The sequence below is a fragment of the Agrococcus sp. SGAir0287 genome, from assembly GCF_005484985.1.
Taxonomy (GTDB): Bacteria; Actinomycetota; Actinomycetes; order Actinomycetales; family Microbacteriaceae; genus Agrococcus.
The window spans coordinates 1,103,446-1,122,192 of the sequence record NZ_CP027942.1 but is presented as its reverse complement, the minus strand read 5'-3'; the positions used below and the strand labels follow the sequence as shown (position 1 = coordinate 1,122,192).

The following is an 18,747-nucleotide window of genomic DNA, read 5'->3' as shown; positions in this document are numbered from 1 at the left end:
TGCGCTCAGGACCCGCGCTGCCACTCGGCGACGCGCCCCGTGGCACGCGCGAGCCCGAGGATGCCGACGTGCGTGCGCTCGGGCTGACCCCAGTGGCTGCGCTCGTACAGCTCGTGCCGCGCACCGAATCCCGTGCCGATCGCATCCCACAGCGCACCCATGACCGCGAGGCGCTCGCCGGCGTCCGCGCCGGCGGAGCCGCGCAGCAGCGGCGCGAGCCCGGGATGCGCTGCCAGGCCGTCGGCGGGCACGGGCAGGTGCGCGAGGCCGGAGGCGACCGCGGTCTCGAGCGTCACGCGCATGCGGCTGTAGGCGTCGGGCGCGTACGCCGAGAAGGCCAGCGCCGGCTCCACCCCGGGGCCCCATGCGCGGCCGCCCTCGAGGCCCTCGTCGCCGACGGGCGCCGCCTGCTCGATCATGGCGTCGCGCATGCCGCTCACGACGTGGCGGAAGGCGATGACCTCGCCGAGCGCCGCCTGCACGCCGCGGATGGATGTGGTGCCCATGATCTCGGTCGCGCGCACGGCGAGCCCGGCGATCCACTCGAGCTTCGCCTCGAGGCGCGTGGCCGACTGGAACGCGAGCCGCGCGTTCCAGCCCACGGCGCCGCGGTTGTGGCCGAGCATGGTGTCGGCGTCGCGGATGAGCACGTCCTCCCACGGCACGAGCACGTCGTCGAAGACGACGAGCGCATCGTGCTCCGCGAAGCGGGTCGCGAGGGGCTGGTCCGCGTGCGCCGGCGCCGTGCGGGCGTAGAGGCGCAGGCCCGGCGCACCGACGGGCACGGTGCACGCGATGGCGAAGCCGTCGTCGCGCACCTCGCCGCCGAAGTGCGACACGAGGATGCGCTGCGCCGTCGCGGCGCCCGTGACGACGGCCTTCGCACCGCGCAGCACGAGTCCGTCGGACTGCTCGCGCACGATGTGGAGGAACACGTCGGCGACCTCGTCGGGCGGCAGGTCGCGGTCGACGGGCGGGTTGACGAGCGCCTGCACGTGGTGCACGACGCCGCGCTGGTGGGCCACGAGCGCGCCGCGCACCGCATCCGCCTGCGCGCCGTAGAAGGATGCGTGGGCCGCCATCGACGTCAGATGCGACGCGAGCGTCTCGGGCGTGCGGCCCAGCCAGCCGTGCGTCATGCGCTGCCACGCGCGGATCGCCTCGCGCTGGGCGCGCAGGTCGGCGCGCGAGCGCGGGATCGCCGAGAACGCGTGCGTGCGCACGCCCTCGGGCGTCGTGGCGAGCAGCACGTCGGCGTCGGGGCCGTGCATGGCGTCGTAGAGCGACGCGATGGTCGCGGCGGTGCCGGCGAGCGCAGGGTGCGCAGGCACGGATTCGACGCGCTCGCCGTCGAGGACGACCGTGCGACCGTCTCCGAGCGACGCGAGGTACTCGGCTCCGGTCTGCGGCCGATCGGTCACGAGTCGGCCTGCTCCTGCTGCTGCTGCTTGCGCCAGCGGATGCCCGCGGCGATGAACCCGTCGAGGTCGCCGTCGAAGACCGCGGAGGGGTTGCCCACCTCGTGCTCCGTGCGCAGGTCCTTCACCATCTGGTACGGCGCGAGCACGTACGAGCGCATCTGGTCGCCCCACGACGCGGTGATGTTCCCCGCGAGCTCCTTCTTGCGCGCGGCCTCCTCCTCGCGCTGCAGCAGCATGAGGCGGGACTGCAGCACGCGCATGGCGGCGGCGCGGTTCTGGATCTGCGACTTCTCGTTCTGCATCGACACGACGAGACCGGTCGGGAGGTGCGTGATGCGCACGGCGGAGTCGGTCGTGTTGACGCTCTGGCCGCCGGGGCCGGACGAGCGGAAGACGTCGACGCGGATGTCGCTCTCGGGCACCTCGACCTCGTCGACCTGGTCGAACAGCGGCACGACCTCGACGGCGGCGAACGACGTCTGGCGCTTGCCCGCGGCGCCGAACGGGCTCATGCGGACGAGCCGGTGCGTGCCTGCCTCGACCGAGAGGTTGCCGAACGCGTAGGGCGCGTCGACCTCGAACGAGGCGGACTTGATGCCGGCCTCCTCCGCGTAGGAGGTGTCGTAGACGCGCACGCTCATGCCGTGCTGCTCGGCGTACCGCAGGTACATGCGCAGCAGCATCTCCGCGAAGTCGGAGGCATCGACCCCGCCGGCGCCCGCGCGGATCGTGACGACGGCGGGCAGCTCGTCGAACTCGCCGTCGAGCAGCGTCTGCACCTCCATCTCGGAGATCGTCCGCGACAGCGCCGCGAGCTCCTTGCGCGCCTCGGCGCGCGAGTCCTCGTCGTCCTCCTCGTTCGCGAGCTCGACCAGCACCTCGAGGTCGTCGATGCGCCGCTCGACCTCGGCGAGCCGCTTGAGGCGCGACTGCCGGTGGCTCAGCGCTGTCGTGACCTGCTGCGCCTTCGCGGGGTCGTCCCAGATGTCGGGAGCGCCCGCCTGCTCGCTGAGCTCGGCGACCTCGCGCTCGAGGCGAGGGACGTCGGCCACGGCGGCGATGTCGGAGTACGTGCTGCGCAGATCGGCGATCTCGCCGGCGATGTCGAGGTCGGCCATGATGATCCAGCCTAGCGAGCGGCGCTCGCATCATCGCACGCCCTCGCGCGTCGCGCGCGCATGCGACGCGGATGGCGCCGCGCGCTAGCATTCGACTCGCATGGACCACTTCAGCCGCGACGCCGTCGCCCCCGTCCCGGAGCCCCGGAGGACGTCGGGCGTGCCCGGCGCGGGCGGCATCGCATGACGAGCATCTCCAGCGGCATCCGGGACACCGCCACGGCGACGGCGCACGCGAAGGCGATCCTCGTGGGCGAGCACTCGGTCGTGCACGGCGCCCCCGCCATCGCGACGCCGCTCGACGCGCTCACGATCACGGCCACGGCATCCCTCGCCGCCCGCGGCACCACGACGCTCACGACCGACGACTACACGGGCGCGCTCGACGACGCACCCGTGGGCCTCGCGCCGACCGTCGCCGCCGTGCGGCTCGCGATGGCGCACGTCCACGCCGCGCCGCTCGACGTCGACGTGCGCAACGAGGTGCCGCTGTCGGCCGGGCTCGGCTCCAGCGCGGCGACCGCCGCGGCCATCGTGCGGGCCATCGCGCGCTGCGCGGACGTCGACCTCGACGATGCGACGCTGCAGTCGCTCGTGCACCAGGCGGAGCAGGTCGCGCACGGCCGACCCTCGGGCCTCGACGCCCGCACGGTCGTCGCGCCGGGACCCATCTGGTTCCAGGCGGGCGCATCCCGCCCGCTGCCCGTCGGCGCGCCGGTGACGATCGTCGTCGCGGACTCCGGATCGCGCGGCTCGACGCGCGAGATGGTGGCGCACGTCGCGTCGCTGCGCCGCACGGACCCCGAGCGGCTCGACGCCGCCATCGCGACGCTCACGCAGGTCGTGCACGACTTCGCCGCGGCGCTCGCGTCGGGCGACGTCGCGGCGCTCGGCGCCGCGATGGCGACGGCGCACGGCGAGCTGCGCGGCCTCGGCGTGAGCACGCCGCAGCTCGACGCGCTCGTCGCCGCTGCGATGGCCGCCGGCTCGGCGGGCGCGAAGCTCACGGGCGGCGGCGGCGGCGGATGCGTGCTCGCGCTCGCGCCGACCGCGCAGGACGCGCCGGCGATCGCGGACGCGCTGCGCGCCGCAGGCGCCCGGGCGACGTGGACCGCGACGGTGGAGCCCACATGACGCAGCGTGCCACGGCGGTCGCGCACCCGAACATCGCGCTCGTGAAGTACTGGGGCAAGCGCGACGCCACGATGAACCTGCCGGCGACGGGCAGCCTGTCGATGACGCTCGACGTCTTCCCCACGACGACGACCGTGACGGTCGACGCCGCCCTCGACGCGGACACCCTCGAGCTCGACGGCGAGGAGCGCACGGGCACGCCGCTCGACCGCGTCGCTCGATTCCTCGACCTCGTGCGCGCGATGGCGGGCAGCACGGCGCACGCGCGCGTCGTCACGACGAACGCCGTGCCGACGGGTGCCGGCCTCGCCTCCTCGGCCTCGGGCTTCGCCGCCCTCGCGGTCGCCGCGGCCGCCGCCTACCACCTCGACCTGTCGCCGCGCGAGCTCTCGCGGCTCGCTCGCCGCGGGTCCGGCTCCGCCTCTCGCTCCATCGTCCCGGGCGTCGCGGTGTGGCACGCGGGCGACGACGACGAGACGTCGTTCGCGGAAGGCACGCCGGCCCCGGACATGGCCATGGTCATCGCGACGGTCGAGGAGCGCGAGAAGCCCGTCTCGAGCCGGGTCGCGATGGTCCGCACGGCCGAGACCTCCCCCTTCTTCCCCGCCTGGGTCACGAGCACGGCCGAGACCCTCGAGCGCATGGTCGACGCCTGCGCGGCCGGAGACCTCGACCTCGTGGGGCGCATCGCCGAGACGAACGCGCTGCGCATGCACGCGCTCATCCAGTCGTGCGACCCGCCCATCCGCTACCTCACGGCCGCGAGCCTCGGCGTGCTCGACCGCGTCGAGGCCCTGCGCGCCCAGGGCGTGCTCGCCTACGCGACGATCGATGCCGGGCCCAACGTCGTCGTGCTGTGCGCGCCCGACGACGCCGAGCGCATCGCCGCCGACCTCGCGGACGTCGCCTCGACGCTCGTCGCGCGCCCCGGTCCCGGCGCTCGCCTCGTGGAGACGATCGCGTGATCACGACGCACGCTCCCGGCAAGCTCTTCGTCGCCGGCGAGTACGCCGTCGTCGAGCCCGGCCAGCCGTCGGTGCTCGTCGCCGTCGACCGCTTCCTCACCGTCTCGGTCGACGAGTCGGATGCGTTCGGCCAGGTGCACTCGGAGGCGTACGGCCGCCTCCCCGTGCGGTGGACGCGCGACGCGACCGGCGTGCGCATCGACCGCACGACGCCCTACGACTACGTCCTCGCGACCATCACGATCGTCGACCGGCTGCGCGCCGAGCTCGGCAGGCAGGACTCGTTCTTCGACCTGCGCATCGCGAGCGAGCTCGACGACCGCGGCGGGCGGAAGTTCGGCCTGGGCTCGTCGGCGGCCGTCACCGTCGCCACGGTGCAGGCGCTCGACGAGTTCTACGACCTCCGGCTGAGCGCGATGGAGCGCTTCCGCCTCGCGATGCTCGCGACCGTCTCCGTGGTGCCGACCGCCTCGGGCGGCGACCTCGCCGCCTCGACGTTCGGCGGCTGGATCGGCTACTCCTCCCCCGACCGCGACGCCCTCGTGCGCCGCCTCGGCGAGGGCGCGGCGATCGGCGACGTCCTCGCCGAGCCGTGGGAGGGCCTCCACGTCGCGCGCATCGAGCCGCCGGCCTCCGCGCGGCTGCTCGTGGGCTGGACGGGCGCGCCCGCATCGACCGAGCGCCTCGTCGACCGCGTGCTCACGATGCGCGAGACCGGCGCGCAGGTGCACCGCGACTTCCTCGCCGCGAGCCGCGACCAGGTGAGCCTGCTCACGACGGCGCTGCAGTCCGACGACGTGCCCGCGGCGCTCGACGCCATCCGCGCCTGCCGCTCCCTGCTGCGCGAGCTCGGCGCCGCCGCCGGCATCGACATCGAGACCGATCGCCTGCGAGCCCTGTGCGACGCCGCGGAGCGTGCGGGCGCCGCCGCGAAGCCCTCGGGCGCCGGCGGCGGCGACTGCGGCATCGCGCTCGCGCCGCTCGACGCCGACGTCCAGGCCATGCATCGCGCATGGGAGGCCGACGACGTGCGGCACCTCACGCTCGCCGTCACGCCCCCGAGGAGCGACGTCGATGGGTGAGCGCAAGGACGACCACGTGCGCATCGCGCTCGAGCAGGAGCGCGACCGCCGCGGCAGCCGCAGCGAGCTCGACGACGTCGAGCTCGTGCACCACGCCCTCGACGGCATCGACCCGTCGCGCGTGACGCTCGGCGTCGACGTCGCGGGCCTCGCGTGGCCGTCGCCCGTCTACGTCAACGGCATGACGGGCGGCACGGCGCACACCGGCGAGGTCAACCGCACGCTCGCGATCGCCGCGCGCGAGGCGGATCTCCCCATCGCCTCGGGCTCGGTGTCGATCGCGCTCGACGATCCCTCGCGCGCGTCGTACTTCCGCGTGCTGCGCGACGAGCACCCGGACGGGTTCGTGCTCGCGAACGTCGGCGCCGACCGCTCGCCCGACGACGCGCGGCGGGCGGTCGAGCTGCTCGACGCGGACGCCCTGCAGGTGCACCTCAACGCGGCCCAGGAGCTCGTGATGCCCGAGGGCTCGACGCGCTTCGACACCTGGGCGCCGTCGATCGCCGCGATCTGCGAGGTCGTCGACGTGCCCGTGATCGTCAAGGAGGTCGGCGCAGGCCTGTCGGGTCGCACCGTCGCACGCCTGCGCGACCTCGGCGTCGACGTGGCCGACGTCGGCGGCACGGGCGGCACCGACTTCGTGCGCGTCGAGAACGACCGTCGCGCCGCCCGCGACTACGCGTACCTGGGTGGATGGGGGCTGTCGACGCCCGCGTGCCTGCTCGACGCGGGCGGCGCCGGGCTGCAACTGCTCGCCTCGGGCGGCGTCCGCCATCCGCTCGACGTCGTCCGCTGCCTCGCGCTGGGGGCGCGCGCCGTCGGCGTCGCGAGCCGCTTCCTCGCGGTCGCCGTCGAGGGCGGCGAGCAGGCGCTCGTCGACGAGATGCGCCAGTGGCGCGACCACGTGCGCGCGATCCTCGCCCTCGTGGGCGCCGCATCCCCCGCCGAGGCCGTGCATGTCGACGTGCTCGTGCGCGGCCGCCTGCGCGAGCTCGCCGAGCTGCGCGGCATCGACGTGACGACCCTGGCGCGCCGCCGCGCCGTCGACGGAGGCTCCGCATGAACGACGTCACGCCCATCCCCACCTCGTGGGTCGGGCCCATCCGCATCTCCGGCAACGCCGTGACCGACGAGGTGACCGTGCCGCTCGCGACCTACGAGTCGCCGCTGTGGCCGTCGGTCGGGCGGGGCGCGCGGATCTCGCGGCAGGTCGAGGGCGGCATCCAGGTGACGGTCGTCGACGAGCGCATGACGCGCTCGATCCTGCTGCGCGCCGACGACGCCGCCACGGCCGTCGCCGCGTCGCGCACGATCGTCGACCGCACGGACGACCTCGCGATGGTCGTCGAGGCGCAGAGCCGTTTCGCGCGCCTCATCGACGTCGACACCGAGGTCGTCGGCAGCCTGCTGTTCGTGCGCTTCGCCTTCTCGACCGGCGACGCCTCCGGCCACAACATGGCGACGGCCGCGGCCGAGTCGCTCATCGATGCGATCCTCGCCTTCGCGCCCGAGCTCGAGTACGGCTCCATCTCGGGCAACTGGTGCTCGGACAAGAAGGCGACGGCCGTGAACGGCCTGCTCGGCCGCGGCCGCTCGGTCGTCGCCGACATCCTCATCCCCCGCGACCTCGTCTCCAGCGGGCTGCGCACGACGCCCGAGCGGCTCGAGGCGCTGAACACCGGCAAGAACCTCGTCGGCTCGACGATCGCGGGCGCCCTGCGCTCGGCGAACGCGCACTACGCGAACATGCTGCTGGGCTTCTACCTCGCGACGGGGCAGGATGCGGCGAACATCGTCGAGGGCTCGCAGGGCATCACGTACGTCGAGGCGCGGGAGGCGGGCGTGTACTTCTCGTGCACGATGCCGAACCTCATCGTCGGCACCGTCGGCAACGGCAAGGGCGGCGGGCTGCCCGTCGTCGAGGACGCGCTGCAGCGCATCGGCTGCCGCTCGGGCGGCGCCCCCGGCGCGGATGCGCGCAGGCTCGCAGCCCTCGTCGGCGCGACCGTGCTGTGCGGCGAGCTGTCGCTGCTGGCAGCCCAGACCAATCCGGGAGAGCTCATGGCGACGCATCGCGTGCTGGAGCGTGGAGAGCGGAGGAACGCATGAGCGTCGGCATCGACGACATCCAGATCGCGACGGGGCACCACGTGCTCGACCTGTCGCTGCTGGCGGAGGCACGGGGCGTGGACCCGGCGAAGCTGTCGATCGGGCTCGGGCAGCTCGCGATGAGCATGCTCGCGCCCGACGAGGACATCGTGACGATGGCCGCCGCGGCCGCCGCGCCGATCGTGGAGCGCGTCGACGCGAGCCGCATCCGCTCGGTGCTCGTCGCGACGGAGTCGGGCGTCGACCAGTCGAAGGCGGCCGGCGTGTTCGTGCACCGCCTGCTCGACCTCCCCACGACGACGCGCGTCGTCGAGCTGAAGCAGGCCTGCTACGGCGGCATCGCCGGCGTGCAGCTCGCCGCCGACCAGGTCGCGCGCCGCCCCGACGACCTCGCGCTCGTCATCGCGACCGACGTCGCCCGGTACGACCTCGCGTCGCCCGGCGAGCCGACGCAGGGCGCGGGCGCCGTCGCGATGCTCGTCTCCGCCGACCCCCGGCTCGTCGAGCTCGACGCCGTCAGCGGCCTGCACACGAGCGACGTCGACGACTTCTGGCGCCCCAACGACCGCACGACGGCGCTCGTCGACGGGCATCTGTCGACCTCCGCGTACCTCGACTCGCTCGAGGGCGCCTGGCGCGACCTCGACGCCCGCGGCGGACGCTCGCTCGCCGAGGTCGACCAGCACCTGTACCACCAGCCGTTCACGAAGATGGCGCGCAAGGCGCACGCGCGCCTCGGCGAGCTCGTCGGCGACGGCATCCCCGCGCTCGACGAGGCCGCGCTCGACGTCGGCGCGAGGCTCGGCAACGCGTACTCGGCGTCGCTGCCCGGCGCGCTCGCGGGCCTGCTGGAGTCGGGCGATCGCTCTGGCCAGCGTCTCGGCATGTTCTCGTACGGCTCCGGCTCCGTCGGCGAGTGGATGACGGGCGTCGTCCGCGAGGGCGCGGGCGTGCACGACGCCGGCGTGCGTCGCGCGATCGATGGACGCGTGCCGCTCGACGTCGCCGCCTACGAGCGCCTCCACACGGAGCACTCGGCATCGAGCGAGGACCGAGAGCTGCCGCGCGTCACCACCGGCCCGTTCCGCATGTCGGGCGTCGTCGGCGGCGCGCGTCGCTACGAGCGAACCTGACGTTCGTCAAGGGGGCATCGAGACGGCGTGGAGCATCCAGCCAGCGGGAGTACGATCGTGCAGTCACTGCAAGTTCCTCTTCCCCAAGGTGGATGCCATGAGCGATCAGCTCCAGCAGGTCCCGACGGCCCAGTCCGTCGACTCGGTGCCCGTCGAGGTCCAGCGCATCATGCGCACGGGCACGATCTGGACGGCGGCGGGCGTGCTCGCGCCGGTCATCGGCCTGGGCCCGCTCGTGGCGGCGGGATGGCGACCGGCGGACCTGACCGGCGGCGTGGAGCTCGTGTTCTGGCTCGGCACGCTCGTCGCGACCGCTGGGCTCGGCCTGCTGATGTGGGCCGGCTGCCCGGTCATGGCGTACACCGTCGAGCAGGCCTACTGGCAGAAGAAGCACTCGATCCGCATCGGCATCTGCATGAACCTCCTGGGCATGGCGCTCGTGGGGCTCGTCGTGCTGCTCTCCCCCGCCGTCGGCTGAGCGGGGTGCCTGCGGCCTCCTGCGCGCACGCAACCTCCCTGGGCGTCGCCGCGTGAGCGACGCCGAGCGCTTCCCGTTCCGCAAGGTCGCGGTCGCGGCCTACCTGCCGACCGTCCTCTTCGCCATCGGCGAGGGCGCGATCATCCCGTACATCCCCGTCATCGCTGGCGACCTCGGCGCGAGCCTCGCGGTCGCGGGGCTCGTCGCGGCGATGATGGTCGTGGGCGAGCTGCTCGGCAGCGTGCCAGGCGGCATCCTCGTCGGGCGGCTCGGCGAGCGGGCCGTGATGATCTACGCGGGCCTCGCGACGATCCTCGCGCTGTCGCTCGCGTGGTTCGCGACCGAGCCGTGGATGCTCGGGCTCGCGATCCTCGTCACCGGCGTCGCGACGGCGATCTTCGCCCTCGCGCGCCATGCCTTCATGACGACGTACGTGCCGTACCGCTACCGCGCACGGGCGCTGTCGGCGCTCGGCGGCACCTTCCGGCTCGGGCTCTTCATCGGGCCCCTGCTCGCCTCGGGCGTCATCGCGCTCGGCGCCCCCGTGCAGGTCACGATCTGGCTCTTCGTGGGCGGCTGCCTCGCGGCCGTCGTCGTGCTGCTGTTCCTGCCCGATCCGCAGACGACGTTCGAGTCGGGCCGCGGGCACGAGGGCGCCGAGACCGTCGAGCGCGAGACGGTGCGGCTCGGCGACACGCTGCGCCGCTACGCGCGCACCCTCGGCACCGTCGGGGTCGGCGCGGCGATGCTCGCGCTCGCCCGCAAGGGCCGCGACGTCATCGTGCCGCTGTGGGCGGTGTCGATCGGCGTCGACGCGACGACGACGGGCCTCGTCGTCGGCATCGCCGGGGCGGTCGACTTCCTGCTGTTCTTCGTCTCCGGACTCGTCATGGATCGCTTCGGCCGGCTGTGGGCGGTGCTGCCCTCCCTCGTGCTCATGGGCGCGGGCTTCACGACGCTCGCGCTCACCCACGACGGCACGGCCGCGTTCGTCGGCCTGCTCGTCGGCGCCGGCCTCCTCGCCGTCGCGAACGGCATGTCCTCGGGCATCCTCATGACGGTCGGCGCTGACCTCGCCGACCGCGCGAACCCCGCGCCGTTCCTCGGCGCCTGGCGCCTGACGACCAACGCAGGCGGCGCGATCGCGCCGCTCGGCATCGCGGCGCTCATCCAGGCAGCGTCGATCGTGACTGCGGGCTTCGCGCTCGTCGGCGCCTGCGCGATCGGCGCGGTCGTGCTCGTGCGCTTCCTGCCGCGCGATCGCCCGAGCGGCTGAGCTCCGCCGACCGGGGGACGGGAGCCAGTGCCGAGCGCTCGCGACCATCGTCTGTCGCGCGTCACCGCCCGCCGGCTCAGCCCTCGCGGATCGTCATCGACGCGATCCGGTCTCCGCGCATCGCGAAGACGAAGCGCGAACGGCCGTTCGCGTGCGTGCTGCGCCAGTCGCCGACGATCGTGACCTCGTCGCCGGCGACCGTCACCTGCTCAGGGGTCAGGGTGCCCTGCGAGCCGATGAACTCGACGTCGCTCCACCGCTCGATCGCATCGCGACCCGTGAAGGTGCGACCCCAGTCGTCGACGAACCCGTCATCGGTGAACGCGGCGAGGAACGCCTGCGAGTCGTGCCGGTTGACGGCCTCGACGAAAGCCGCGACGGGCTCGGGGATGCTTGCCATGACGGGTCCTCTCGATCGGTGGGTCCAGGGTGCCAGGAGAGCGATCGATGCGCAGCCCGATCGCGGGCGCGATACCGCGAGCGTGGGATCGCGCACGGGAGCTCGCGATCCGGCCGCGCTCAGTCGAGGAACACCGACCTCGCCGTGACCGTGACGTCGAGCGGGATGCCCTCCGGCAGCAGCAGCGAGACGATCGGCGGGCGCCACGCGGCGGCGACGGTCACCTCGGCGGTCTGCGCGTCGAGCGACTGCGCCGCGACGAGCCGCACCTCCTCGAGCTCCGTCGGGGCCGATGCGAGCCACGCCGCCGCCGCCTCCTCGACCGCGTCGTCGGCCAGCCGCGGCGACGGCGACTCCCCGTCGAACGCGACCTGCGAGAGGGCGAACGCCTCCGCCCCGTGGAGCGCGGCGCCGTCGGCCAGCGTGAACAGCCGACGCCGCTCGACGAGCAGCGCGGTCGCGGCGACGACGAGGACGATGAGCGCGAGCGCCAACGCACCGTAGAAGATCGTCAGCAGCAGCGTCGAGCCGCGCTCGTCCCGCGCGAGCGAGCGCAGCCGGTCTCGCACCGCGCTGCCCCGGGTCACGGCCGCAGCTCCGACACGGGCTGCGCCGCCTGCGCCGCGATCGGCACCGACAGGCCCACGTCGAGGTCGAGCACGGGCGGCACGAGCGGCAGCGGGACCGTCGTCTCGACGGCGACCTGCACGACGCCGCCGCGCGTCGTGCAGTCCGACGGCGTCGGCGTGCACGCGACCTCCACGGCGGACGGGTCGAGCCCGAGGTCGGCGAGCGCGACCGCGATCGCAGCGTGGGCCGCCGCGAGCGCGTCCGCATGCGACTCGGCGGTCGCGACGACCCGCACGGCCTGCCTCGCAGCGCCCTCGGTCGCGAGCGTCGCCGCCTGCAGCTGCGCCATCGCGAGCACGAGGTAGACGAGCGGCACGGTGAGCAGCATGCCGATCGTCAGCAGCTCGACCGACGCCGAGCCGTCGTCGCCCGCGAGGTCACTCCAGCGTCTCGAGCGCGGCACTGCCGTGCACCTCCAGCGTCGTGGGGCCGACGAGGCCCAGGATCGGCAGCGGCGCCTCGATCGTGAGGCGGAGGGCCGGATGGCCACCGACGGTCGTCGTCGTCGCCGTCACCGATTGCGCGTAGTCGGCACCGACGGCCGTCTCGACGAGCGCCTGCGCCCGGGCGATGCCCGCTGCCGGCGACGATCCCGCGAGCGCGCCGTAGCGCGCTCCCTCGGCGGCCGCGTCCTGCAGCACGTTGCGCACGTGCAGACCGAGCGCGAGCTGCATGACGGAGAGCACGACGAGCGTCAGGAGCCCCACGACCATCGCCGTCTCGGCCACCGCCGAGCCGCGATCGTCGCCGAGCGCTCGCAGCCGTCGCATCAGAAGCCCGTCACACGCTCCATCGCCTGCTGGAACACCTGCGTGAGCGCGGGCCCCGCGACGCCCCAGATCACGATGACGAGCCCCGCCGTCATCAACGTGACCAGCACCCAGCCGGGCACGTCGCCGCGCTCCTCATCCACCAGTCGACTCCACCATCGGCGCATCGCCATCTCCTCTCTCGTCGATCCGCGAGCCCCACGGCCCGTCAGAACCCCACCTGCAGCACGTGGAAGCCCGGCCACAGCGCGAACGCGACCGTCGTCGGCAGCAGGCCGAAGACCAGCGGCACGAGCATGGCGATCTCCTTGCGACCGGCAGCCTCGAGCAGATCGCGGCGCGAGGCATCGCGCGCATCCTGCGCCTGCGCCTGCAGCGTCTGGGCGAGCGGCGTGCCGCGCTCGAGCGCACCGCGCATCTGGTCGACGCAACGCGTGACGCCGGGATGCTCGAGCTCGGTCGCCAGCCGCTCGAGCGCGTCCGAGAGCGAAGCGCCCGACGCGGCGTCGGCGACGACGCCCGCGATCTCGCCGGCGAGCTCGCCGGTGCCGATGCGCGCGACGCGACGCAGCGCATCGCCGAGCCCCTCGCCTGCGGCGAGGCTGAGCGCAAGGAACTCGAGCACCGTCGGCAGCTCGCTCGCGATGCGCGCCATGCGTCGTCGCACCGCGCGCTGCAGCAGCCAGTCCGCGAGGAGCGCGCCGCTCGCGGCCGTGACGACGAGCAGCGCGATCGGCACGGCGGGCGCCGCCCCACGCACGAGCGCGAGCGCACCCACGGCCGCCCCGACGATCGCGCCGATCAGTCCCCAGACCAGCTGCCGCGCTCGGAATCGCTCGAGCGTCAGCGGGCTGCGCGCACGACGCAGCCTGGCCGCGACCGCGCCGGGCGAGCCGAGCAGCGCATGCACGACGGGCGAGAGGCGATCGCTGACCGGCGCGGCGACGACGCCGACGACGCGCGTCGGATCGACGGTGCGGCGAGCGACGAGGTCGCGGGCGCCGGCCGAGACGTCGAGGACGTACGGCGCCACGCGATGCAGGAGGCGCGGCCGGCGCAGCACCGGCACGAGGCTCACGAGCGACCACAGCCCGAGGCCGAGCGTCGCGCCGAGGACGAGCGAGAGGCCGAGCTCGCCGGTCATGCGAACCACCTGCCTTCCTCGGGCAGCCGGCCCAGGCGCACCATGACGCGATAGGCGACGACCGTCACGACGAGGCCGCCGGCGACGATCGCCACGCCGCCGGGCGTGTTGTACGCCGCGGCGGCCTCGGGACGCGTGGACAGCAGCAGCAGGACGAGCCACGGTGCGACGACGCCGAGTCGCGCGGCGCTCACGACCCACGACTGCCGCGCCTCGAGCTCGCTGCGCACGGCGAGGTCGGAGCGCAGGTACGCGGCGAGGTCGCGGAGCACGTGCGCGACCTCCGAGCCGCCGACGTCGCGCGCCATGCGCAGGGTCTCGAGGATGCGGTCGGCGACGGGATCGGCGAGGCGATCCTTCAGGCGATCGAGCGCGTAGGCGAACGAGCCCGTCGCGCGATGGTCGGCCTCGAAGGCTCGGAACGCCTCGCGCGTCTGCGCGGGCCCCGCCGTGGCGAGCGCCGCCACCGCGTCGGGCAGCGCGAGTCCGCTGCGCACGCCGGACACGAGGTGGTCGACGACGTCCGGCCAGACGAGCGATCGTGCGCGGCGACGGCGGCGCGCGCGCCAGGCGACGGCGGCGAACGGCAGCGCGAGCCCCGCGAGGCCTGCGGCGAGCGCGACGGGCACCACGGGCGTGATCGCGAGCGCGACGCCGGCCGCGATGACGCCTGCGAGCCCGGCGACGACGACGACCGCGGCGAGCGGCACCTCGTGCAGCCCCGCCTGCGTCAGCCGGTCGCGCACGCGCGACGGGCGCGATGCGTCGTCCTCCGCGCGCGCCTGCCGCGGCCACAGCCACGGCGACGCGCAGAGCACGAGACCGAGTCCGAGCACGGCACCGAGCAGCCACGTCATGCGTCGTCCCTCGCGAGCAGCGCGGCCACGTCGATGCCGGCGGCCTCGTACTTCGACGTCCTCGCCGGATGGCCGCCCGTCGGGCGCAGCAGCCCTCCGACGGTATGGAACATCTGCGACGCCTCGATGACGTGCCCGTGCGTCGTGCCGGTGGGCGCGAGGATCTCGGTCACACGACGATTGCCGCGGGCATCCATCGCGCAGTGCACGACGAGGTCGACGCACGCCGCCACGGTGGGCACGACGAATCCCGCGTCGATGTTGCGCCCGGCGAGCAGCGGCAGCGTCGTGAGCTTCTGCAACGCGTCCCGCGCCGAGTTGGCGTGGATGGTGCCGGCGCCGGCGACGCCCGAGTTGAGCGCGATGAGCAGGTCGAGCGCCTCGGGCCCGCGCACCTCGCCGACGACGAGGCGATCGGGCCGCATGCGCAGCGACTCCTTGACCAGCTGGCGCAGCGTGATCTCGCCCGTGCCCTCGAGCGACGGCTGGCGGCACTGCAGGGCGACGACGTCGTCGACCTGCGGGTCGAGCTCGAAGGTCTCCTCCACCGTCACGACGCGATCGCGCGGACGACCCGCGCCCACGAGCGCGCCCAGCAGCGTCGTCTTGCCGGCGTGCGTCGCGCCCGACACGAGCACGTTGGCGCCGGCGACGACCGAGCGCCGCAGGAACGTCGCGGCCTGGTGGCTGAGCGTGCCGAGCTCGACGAGTGCGTCGAGGGATGCGAGGCGGCGCGAGAACTTGCGGATGTTGATGCTCATCGCGCCGCGGGCGACGTCGCCGGATGCGACGTGCAGGCGGGAGCCGTCGGGCAGCGACGCGTCGACGAACGGCATCGACAGGTCGACGCGACGACCGGTGGTCGACAGCATGCGCTCGACGAGGTCGCGCGTCTCCTGCGGGGTGAGGCGCACGTCGAGCTCCTCGCTCTCGCCACCCCGCGCGACGAACACGCGCGCGCCCTGGTTGATCCAGAGCTCCTCGATCGCCGGATCGTCGAGGTACGGCTGCAGCACCCCGTAGCCCGTGATCGCCGCGAGCACCGAGCGCGTCGCCTCCTGCTCGTCGTCGAGCAACGGATGCGCGCCGCCGAGCGCCCGCTCAGAGTAGTGCCGCACGGCGTCGCGCACGTACCGGTCCGCGAGATCGCCGCTCGCTCTGAGGTCCACGCCGTCGCGCCGCACGCGGTCGCGCACCATCTCGGTGATCGCGACGACGGCTCGAGTCATGGCACGAGAGCACAGCACAGGCACGGACCAGGCGTCTGCGACTGTCCACAGGCGGCTAGCGGCTAGGGCCCATGGACACAGGCCGCGTAGGTCATACCTTGCGGCTGTTCATGCGAGAGTGGCGGCATGAGCGAACGCGCTGTACCCCTTGTCGAGTCCGTGGAAGTCGACCACCTCTTCGGCCGGCGCTCCTATCGTCTCGACGCTCCGCTGCAGAGCCTCAGCGGTGGTCGGCTTGTCCTTCTTCACGGACAGAACGGGTCAGGCAAGACCACTATCCTCCGGCTGATCTGGCATACGTTGAGTCCCGCTGATGCTCGAGGTCACCGCACATTTCTTGCTCGAACACCCTTCCAGCGGCTGCTAATTCGGCTTGCTGATGGATCTCAGATCGAAGTTGAGAAATCTCGAGGGCTCGTGGGCGATTTCGTTTTGACCGTGCGAGAGCAGGGCGAATTCCTCACGGCCGTCGACTACGCCGTGGACGCGGAATTGTCCGTACCCACGCGGTCTCGGCGACGCACGATCGGTAATTCGAACGCACGTGAGTACGTACTCGATGATGAGAACGTGCGCATCGTCTATGACGATGATGGGCTCCCGTTCGTCGAGACGGCTTTCGATCGTGCCGAGCGAATCTACCTAGACTTTCTGCAACGGCAAGTCCGAACGCCACTTTTCCTCGCCGACGATCGCGAACTGCACTCCGACGACCCAGATCTCGATCGAGCTCGTGAGCGTCTCCAGATCGAAGAAGACCCGCGCGCGCGCAATCGCCCGCGTAACATCCAGCCGACGACGACGAGTGAGATCAAGGTCGCCATTCAGCGAGTGAACCAGATCATTCGCGGTCTGACTTTCGGTGGCCAGAATCTCGGGTCCGAGAATGCGAACGCGCTCTACGAGGCTGTTCTCCGCCAGTTTGTTGCTGCCGGTGAGGCGAACGACGACTCAGCGGAGGCGATGGTTGTATACGACAACCTTGCGGTCATTGCTGAGGCGTCTCCAGGGTTTTCTGCATACGGACTTGCTCCCGGATTCGACGCGGAGGAATTCCGATCACTACTTGATCAGGTCGACACGCAGAGCTCAGCAATCGGCGGGCTTGCCCGCAGGGTTATCGCCCCCTATCTCGTCAGCGTAAGCGCAAGATACAACGCATTGCGCGAAGCATTTGACCTGATCGATTCCCTTGTTCCCTCCATAAACAGGTTCCTGGAGGGCAAGACTGCGAGATTCAACCCGGGTTACGGACTATACATCGAAGCCGAGGGTGGTGATCACCTTGCTGTCGAGCAATTGTCTTCAGGGGAGAAGCAACTGTTCATGTTGCTCTGCACAACTTTCTTGGCTCGGTGGGATACGCGTGTGTTTATCATTGATGAACCCGAACTGAGCCTCGGGGTTGAATGGCAACGCAAGCTTCTCGACGCACTTCTCGATATCACATCCGGCACGGATGTACAGTTCTGGGTCGCGACCCACTCGATCGAAATCGTGACGAGTCACCCTGACTCACTTGTGCAACTTCGTGGTGTCGGCCGAATTGACTGACACCTCCACGCGCAGGTCGGTGGCCGAACTGGCCACGACTTATCTGCTGCACCCCGCAATCCATGACGTCCTCTTCGAAGGGCGTTCAGATGCGCGGCGCTTTCAGGGATACATCGACGAGCGGATCGGGCGGGGCCGGGTGCGCTGCTACGCAGTCAGTGATCGAGTTCATATCCCTCGCACGCAGGTCGAGGAGGCGGGCGAAGTTAACAATAACCGCGGTAGGGTTATTGCGACATTGCGCGCGATTCCACCTGGCGACCCCGGTAGCGGCTCCCTGCATGGCGTTGTGGATTTGGACTTCGATGAGCTTTTGCCCCACTCCGCTTACCCCGAGCGCCTATTCACCACTGACTTTCCTGCCGTCGAGAACTACTCCCTTCGAGCACGCCCGCTTCGTAAATACCTCTTGCAGGTAGATCGAGGCGATATCGACGAAAACGAACTTCTGCGCACACTCACACCGGCGTGGAAAGTCCTCTTCACCTACCGGGCCGCCCTGCTCGAGCAGGATGAGAACCGCAGCCTTCCTGGGGACATAGCATCGTCACTGCTACTTGATCCACCGCGATTCGATGTTGCGGACCTCATCCGGCGGACGTCCCCCACTCCTGACGCGAGGGCAGCCACTTGGCTTACGGACCGCCAGGCGTTGCTCCACAGTCAAGCGCCGCCGGACGGTCTCTCGACAGTCAGAGGTCACGACATTGCACCTGTGCTTATTCGCGCCTTGAAGCTCAAGAACGAGCACGCAACGGTCGCGAGCGCCGAGACCGCGCTCTCCCTGAGTGTTGAGTTCATTGACCTAGACGGCGAGACCCTGTTCCAACTTCTGATCCGCTCTCTCGAGGACGCGCTGCGGCCGACTCCAGAAGCGCAAAAGCGGACTGAGTAGACGCCGAAGCCCGTGATCGCCGCGAGCACCGAGCGCGTCGCCTCCTGCTCGTCGTCGAGCAACGGATGCGCGCCGCCGAGCGCCCGCTCAGAGTAGTGCCGCACGGCGTCGCGCACGTACCGGTCCGCGAGATCGCCGCTCGCTCTGAGGTCCACGCCGTCGCGCCGCACGCGGTCGCGCACCATCTCGGTGATCGCGACGACGGCTCGAGTCATGGCACGAGAGCACAGCACAGGCACGGACCAGGCGTCTGCGACTGTCCACAGCCGCACTACCACGAGGGATGCCGAGCGCGCATCCGGGGCCTCGTGGATGCCCCATGGGGGTATCGTGCGGAGCATGAGCAGGAAGCAGGCCCTCGCCCGGGGGACACGCGTCGTCGCGGTCCTCGACATCGGCGGCCTCGACCGACCGTTCGTGCCGCGAGGCACGACGGGCGTCCTCGAGGAGGCGACGTCGCCGACGACGAGCCTGGTGCTCTTCGACGGCATCGGCCCCGTCGACGTCGACGACGACGTCGAGTTCGCCGCCGCCCGCTAGGGCGGCTGGCCG

The 18,747-nt window shown here is 72.1% G+C and carries 21 protein-coding genes; 11 read left to right on the top strand and 10 right to left on the bottom strand.

Annotated elements, in window-relative coordinates; translation table 11 throughout:
• Positions 1-5: 5 nt before the first annotated feature.
• Together C1N71_RS05280 and prfB are read right to left on the bottom strand one after the other, a co-directional pair.
• Positions 6-1,421, bottom strand: coding sequence for a 4-hydroxyphenylacetate 3-hydroxylase N-terminal domain-containing protein (locus C1N71_RS05280; RefSeq protein WP_175414111.1), 1,416 nt, complete (start codon positions 1,419-1,421; stop codon positions 6-8).
• Entirely contained in the window at positions 1,418-2,539 is a 1,122-nt protein-coding gene (gene prfB / locus C1N71_RS05275) for a peptide chain release factor 2 (RefSeq protein WP_137755456.1), read from the bottom strand. Before prfB ends, C1N71_RS05280 begins: the two co-directional genes overlap by 4 nt.
• A 183-nt stretch (positions 2,540-2,722) precedes the next feature.
• On the opposite strand from prfB, the gene mvk reads away from it, so the two are divergent.
• From mvk to C1N71_RS05235, 8 genes are all read left to right on the top strand, one after another.
• Positions 2,723-3,673: a mevalonate kinase gene (gene mvk, locus C1N71_RS05270; RefSeq protein WP_175414110.1), complete on the top strand. Its 951-nt coding sequence runs from the start codon at positions 2,723-2,725 to the stop codon at positions 3,671-3,673.
• Complete coding sequence (mvaD, locus tag C1N71_RS05265; RefSeq protein WP_137755454.1) at positions 3,670-4,638, top strand: diphosphomevalonate decarboxylase; 969 nt, start codon at positions 3,670-3,672, stop codon at positions 4,636-4,638. Before mvk ends, mvaD begins: the two co-directional genes overlap by 4 nt.
• A complete protein-coding gene (locus C1N71_RS05260; RefSeq protein ID WP_137755453.1) occupies positions 4,635-5,720 on the top strand; it encodes a phosphomevalonate kinase in 1,086 nt (361 codons plus the stop codon). The genes mvaD and C1N71_RS05260 overlap by 4 nt, the downstream gene beginning before the upstream one ends.
• Positions 5,713-6,783, top strand: a complete 1,071-nt coding sequence (gene fni / locus C1N71_RS05255; protein ID WP_137755452.1) for a type 2 isopentenyl-diphosphate Delta-isomerase — start codon at positions 5,713-5,715, stop codon at positions 6,781-6,783. Before C1N71_RS05260 ends, fni begins: the two co-directional genes overlap by 8 nt.
• Positions 6,780-7,829 carry a hydroxymethylglutaryl-CoA reductase gene (locus tag C1N71_RS05250; RefSeq protein WP_137755451.1) on the top strand — a complete coding sequence of 350 codons (1,050 nt, stop codon included), beginning with the start codon at positions 6,780-6,782 and terminating at the stop codon, positions 7,827-7,829. The genes fni and C1N71_RS05250 overlap by 4 nt, the downstream gene beginning before the upstream one ends.
• Positions 7,826-8,962 (top strand): hydroxymethylglutaryl-CoA synthase, encoded by a 1,137-nt coding sequence (locus tag C1N71_RS05245; protein ID WP_137755450.1) that lies wholly within the window; start codon positions 7,826-7,828, stop codon positions 8,960-8,962. Before C1N71_RS05250 ends, C1N71_RS05245 begins: the two co-directional genes overlap by 4 nt.
• A 97-nt stretch (positions 8,963-9,059) precedes the next feature.
• Positions 9,060-9,440, top strand: a complete 381-nt coding sequence (locus C1N71_RS05240) for a hypothetical protein (RefSeq protein WP_137755449.1) — start codon at positions 9,060-9,062, stop codon at positions 9,438-9,440.
• 52 nt (positions 9,441-9,492) lie between these two features.
• Positions 9,493-10,716 carry an MFS transporter gene (locus C1N71_RS05235; protein WP_137755448.1) on the top strand — a complete coding sequence of 408 codons (1,224 nt, stop codon included), beginning with the start codon at positions 9,493-9,495 and terminating at the stop codon, positions 10,714-10,716.
• Between the two features lie 76 nt (positions 10,717-10,792).
• Here the strand turns inward: C1N71_RS05235 and C1N71_RS05230 are convergent, their stop codons facing one another.
• The 8 genes from C1N71_RS05230 to C1N71_RS05200 all read right to left on the bottom strand — a co-directional run bounded on the left by C1N71_RS05230 (position 10,793) and on the right by C1N71_RS05200 (position 15,746).
• Positions 10,793-11,116, bottom strand: coding sequence for a nuclear transport factor 2 family protein (locus C1N71_RS05230; protein WP_137755447.1), 324 nt, complete (start codon positions 11,114-11,116; stop codon positions 10,793-10,795).
• Positions 11,117-11,235: 119 nt separating this feature from the next.
• On the bottom strand, positions 11,236-11,703 hold the full coding sequence (locus C1N71_RS05225) for a pilus assembly protein TadG-related protein (RefSeq protein ID WP_254678108.1): 468 nt from the start codon (positions 11,701-11,703) through the stop codon (positions 11,236-11,238).
• The gene (locus C1N71_RS05220) at positions 11,700-12,149 is read right to left on the bottom strand and encodes a hypothetical protein (protein WP_137755446.1); all 450 of its coding nucleotides are present in this window, start codon (positions 12,147-12,149) and stop codon (positions 11,700-11,702) included. The genes C1N71_RS05225 and C1N71_RS05220 overlap by 4 nt, the downstream gene beginning before the upstream one ends.
• On the bottom strand, positions 12,124-12,516 hold the full coding sequence (locus C1N71_RS05215) for a TadE/TadG family type IV pilus assembly protein (RefSeq protein WP_137755445.1): 393 nt from the start codon (positions 12,514-12,516) through the stop codon (positions 12,124-12,126). The genes C1N71_RS05220 and C1N71_RS05215 overlap by 26 nt, the downstream gene beginning before the upstream one ends.
• The gene (locus C1N71_RS14920) at positions 12,516-12,659 is read right to left on the bottom strand and encodes a hypothetical protein (protein WP_175414025.1); all 144 of its coding nucleotides are present in this window, start codon (positions 12,657-12,659) and stop codon (positions 12,516-12,518) included. The genes C1N71_RS05215 and C1N71_RS14920 overlap by 1 nt, the downstream gene beginning before the upstream one ends.
• Before the next feature lie 65 nt (positions 12,660-12,724).
• Positions 12,725-13,660, bottom strand: coding sequence for a type II secretion system F family protein (locus C1N71_RS05210; RefSeq protein ID WP_137755444.1), 936 nt, complete (start codon positions 13,658-13,660; stop codon positions 12,725-12,727).
• A complete protein-coding gene (locus tag C1N71_RS05205) occupies positions 13,657-14,517 on the bottom strand; it encodes a type II secretion system F family protein (RefSeq protein WP_137755443.1) in 861 nt (286 codons plus the stop codon). Before C1N71_RS05205 ends, C1N71_RS05210 begins: the two co-directional genes overlap by 4 nt.
• Positions 14,514-15,746 (bottom strand): CpaF family protein, encoded by a 1,233-nt coding sequence (locus C1N71_RS05200; RefSeq protein WP_137755442.1) that lies wholly within the window; start codon positions 15,744-15,746, stop codon positions 14,514-14,516. Before C1N71_RS05200 ends, C1N71_RS05205 begins: the two co-directional genes overlap by 4 nt.
• A gap of 126 nt (positions 15,747-15,872) precedes the next feature.
• On the opposite strand from C1N71_RS05200, the gene C1N71_RS05195 reads away from it, so the two are divergent.
• The 3 genes from C1N71_RS05195 (at position 15,873) to C1N71_RS05185 (ending at position 18,735) form a co-directional block, all read left to right on the top strand.
• Complete coding sequence (locus C1N71_RS05195; protein ID WP_137755441.1) at positions 15,873-17,300, top strand: AAA family ATPase; 1,428 nt, start codon at positions 15,873-15,875, stop codon at positions 17,298-17,300.
• Positions 17,266-18,195: a hypothetical protein gene (locus tag C1N71_RS05190; protein WP_137755440.1), complete on the top strand. Its 930-nt coding sequence runs from the start codon at positions 17,266-17,268 to the stop codon at positions 18,193-18,195. The genes C1N71_RS05195 and C1N71_RS05190 overlap by 35 nt, the downstream gene beginning before the upstream one ends.
• 339 nt (positions 18,196-18,534) lie before the next feature.
• The gene (locus C1N71_RS05185; protein ID WP_137755439.1) at positions 18,535-18,735 is read left to right on the top strand and encodes a hypothetical protein; all 201 of its coding nucleotides are present in this window, start codon (positions 18,535-18,537) and stop codon (positions 18,733-18,735) included.
• Positions 18,736-18,747 lie beyond the last annotated feature (12 nt).

What these genes read in the sequence shown, in the direction of transcription:
- prfB (WP_137755456.1), bottom strand. Translation starts at nt 2,539, where the DNA reads ATGGCCGACCTCGACATCGCCGGCGAGATCGCCGATCTGCGCAGCACG.
- mvk (WP_175414110.1), top strand. Translation starts at nt 2,723, where the DNA reads ATGACGAGCATCTCCAGCGGCATCCGGGACACCGCCACGGCGACGGCG.
- mvaD (WP_137755454.1), top strand. Translation starts at nt 3,670, where the DNA reads ATGACGCAGCGTGCCACGGCGGTCGCGCACCCGAACATCGCGCTCGTG.
- fni (WP_137755452.1), top strand. Translation starts at nt 5,713, where the DNA reads ATGGGTGAGCGCAAGGACGACCACGTGCGCATCGCGCTCGAGCAGGAG.
- C1N71_RS05250 (WP_137755451.1), top strand. Translation starts at nt 6,780, where the DNA reads ATGAACGACGTCACGCCCATCCCCACCTCGTGGGTCGGGCCCATCCGC.
- C1N71_RS05245 (WP_137755450.1), top strand. Translation starts at nt 7,826, where the DNA reads ATGAGCGTCGGCATCGACGACATCCAGATCGCGACGGGGCACCACGTG.
- C1N71_RS05240 (WP_137755449.1), top strand. Translation starts at nt 9,060, where the DNA reads ATGAGCGATCAGCTCCAGCAGGTCCCGACGGCCCAGTCCGTCGACTCG.
- C1N71_RS05230 (WP_137755447.1), bottom strand. Translation starts at nt 11,116, where the DNA reads ATGGCAAGCATCCCCGAGCCCGTCGCGGCTTTCGTCGAGGCCGTCAAC.
- C1N71_RS05215 (WP_137755445.1), bottom strand. Translation starts at nt 12,516, where the DNA reads ATGCGACGGCTGCGAGCGCTCGGCGACGATCGCGGCTCGGCGGTGGCC.
- C1N71_RS05210 (WP_137755444.1), bottom strand. Translation starts at nt 13,660, where the DNA reads ATGACCGGCGAGCTCGGCCTCTCGCTCGTCCTCGGCGCGACGCTCGGC.
- C1N71_RS05205 (WP_137755443.1), bottom strand. Translation starts at nt 14,517, where the DNA reads ATGACGTGGCTGCTCGGTGCCGTGCTCGGACTCGGTCTCGTGCTCTGC.
- C1N71_RS05200 (WP_137755442.1), bottom strand. Translation starts at nt 15,746, where the DNA reads ATGACTCGAGCCGTCGTCGCGATCACCGAGATGGTGCGCGACCGCGTG.
- C1N71_RS05195 (WP_137755441.1), top strand. Translation starts at nt 15,873, where the DNA reads ATGAGCGAACGCGCTGTACCCCTTGTCGAGTCCGTGGAAGTCGACCAC.
- C1N71_RS05185 (WP_137755439.1), top strand. Translation starts at nt 18,535, where the DNA reads ATGAGCAGGAAGCAGGCCCTCGCCCGGGGGACACGCGTCGTCGCGGTC.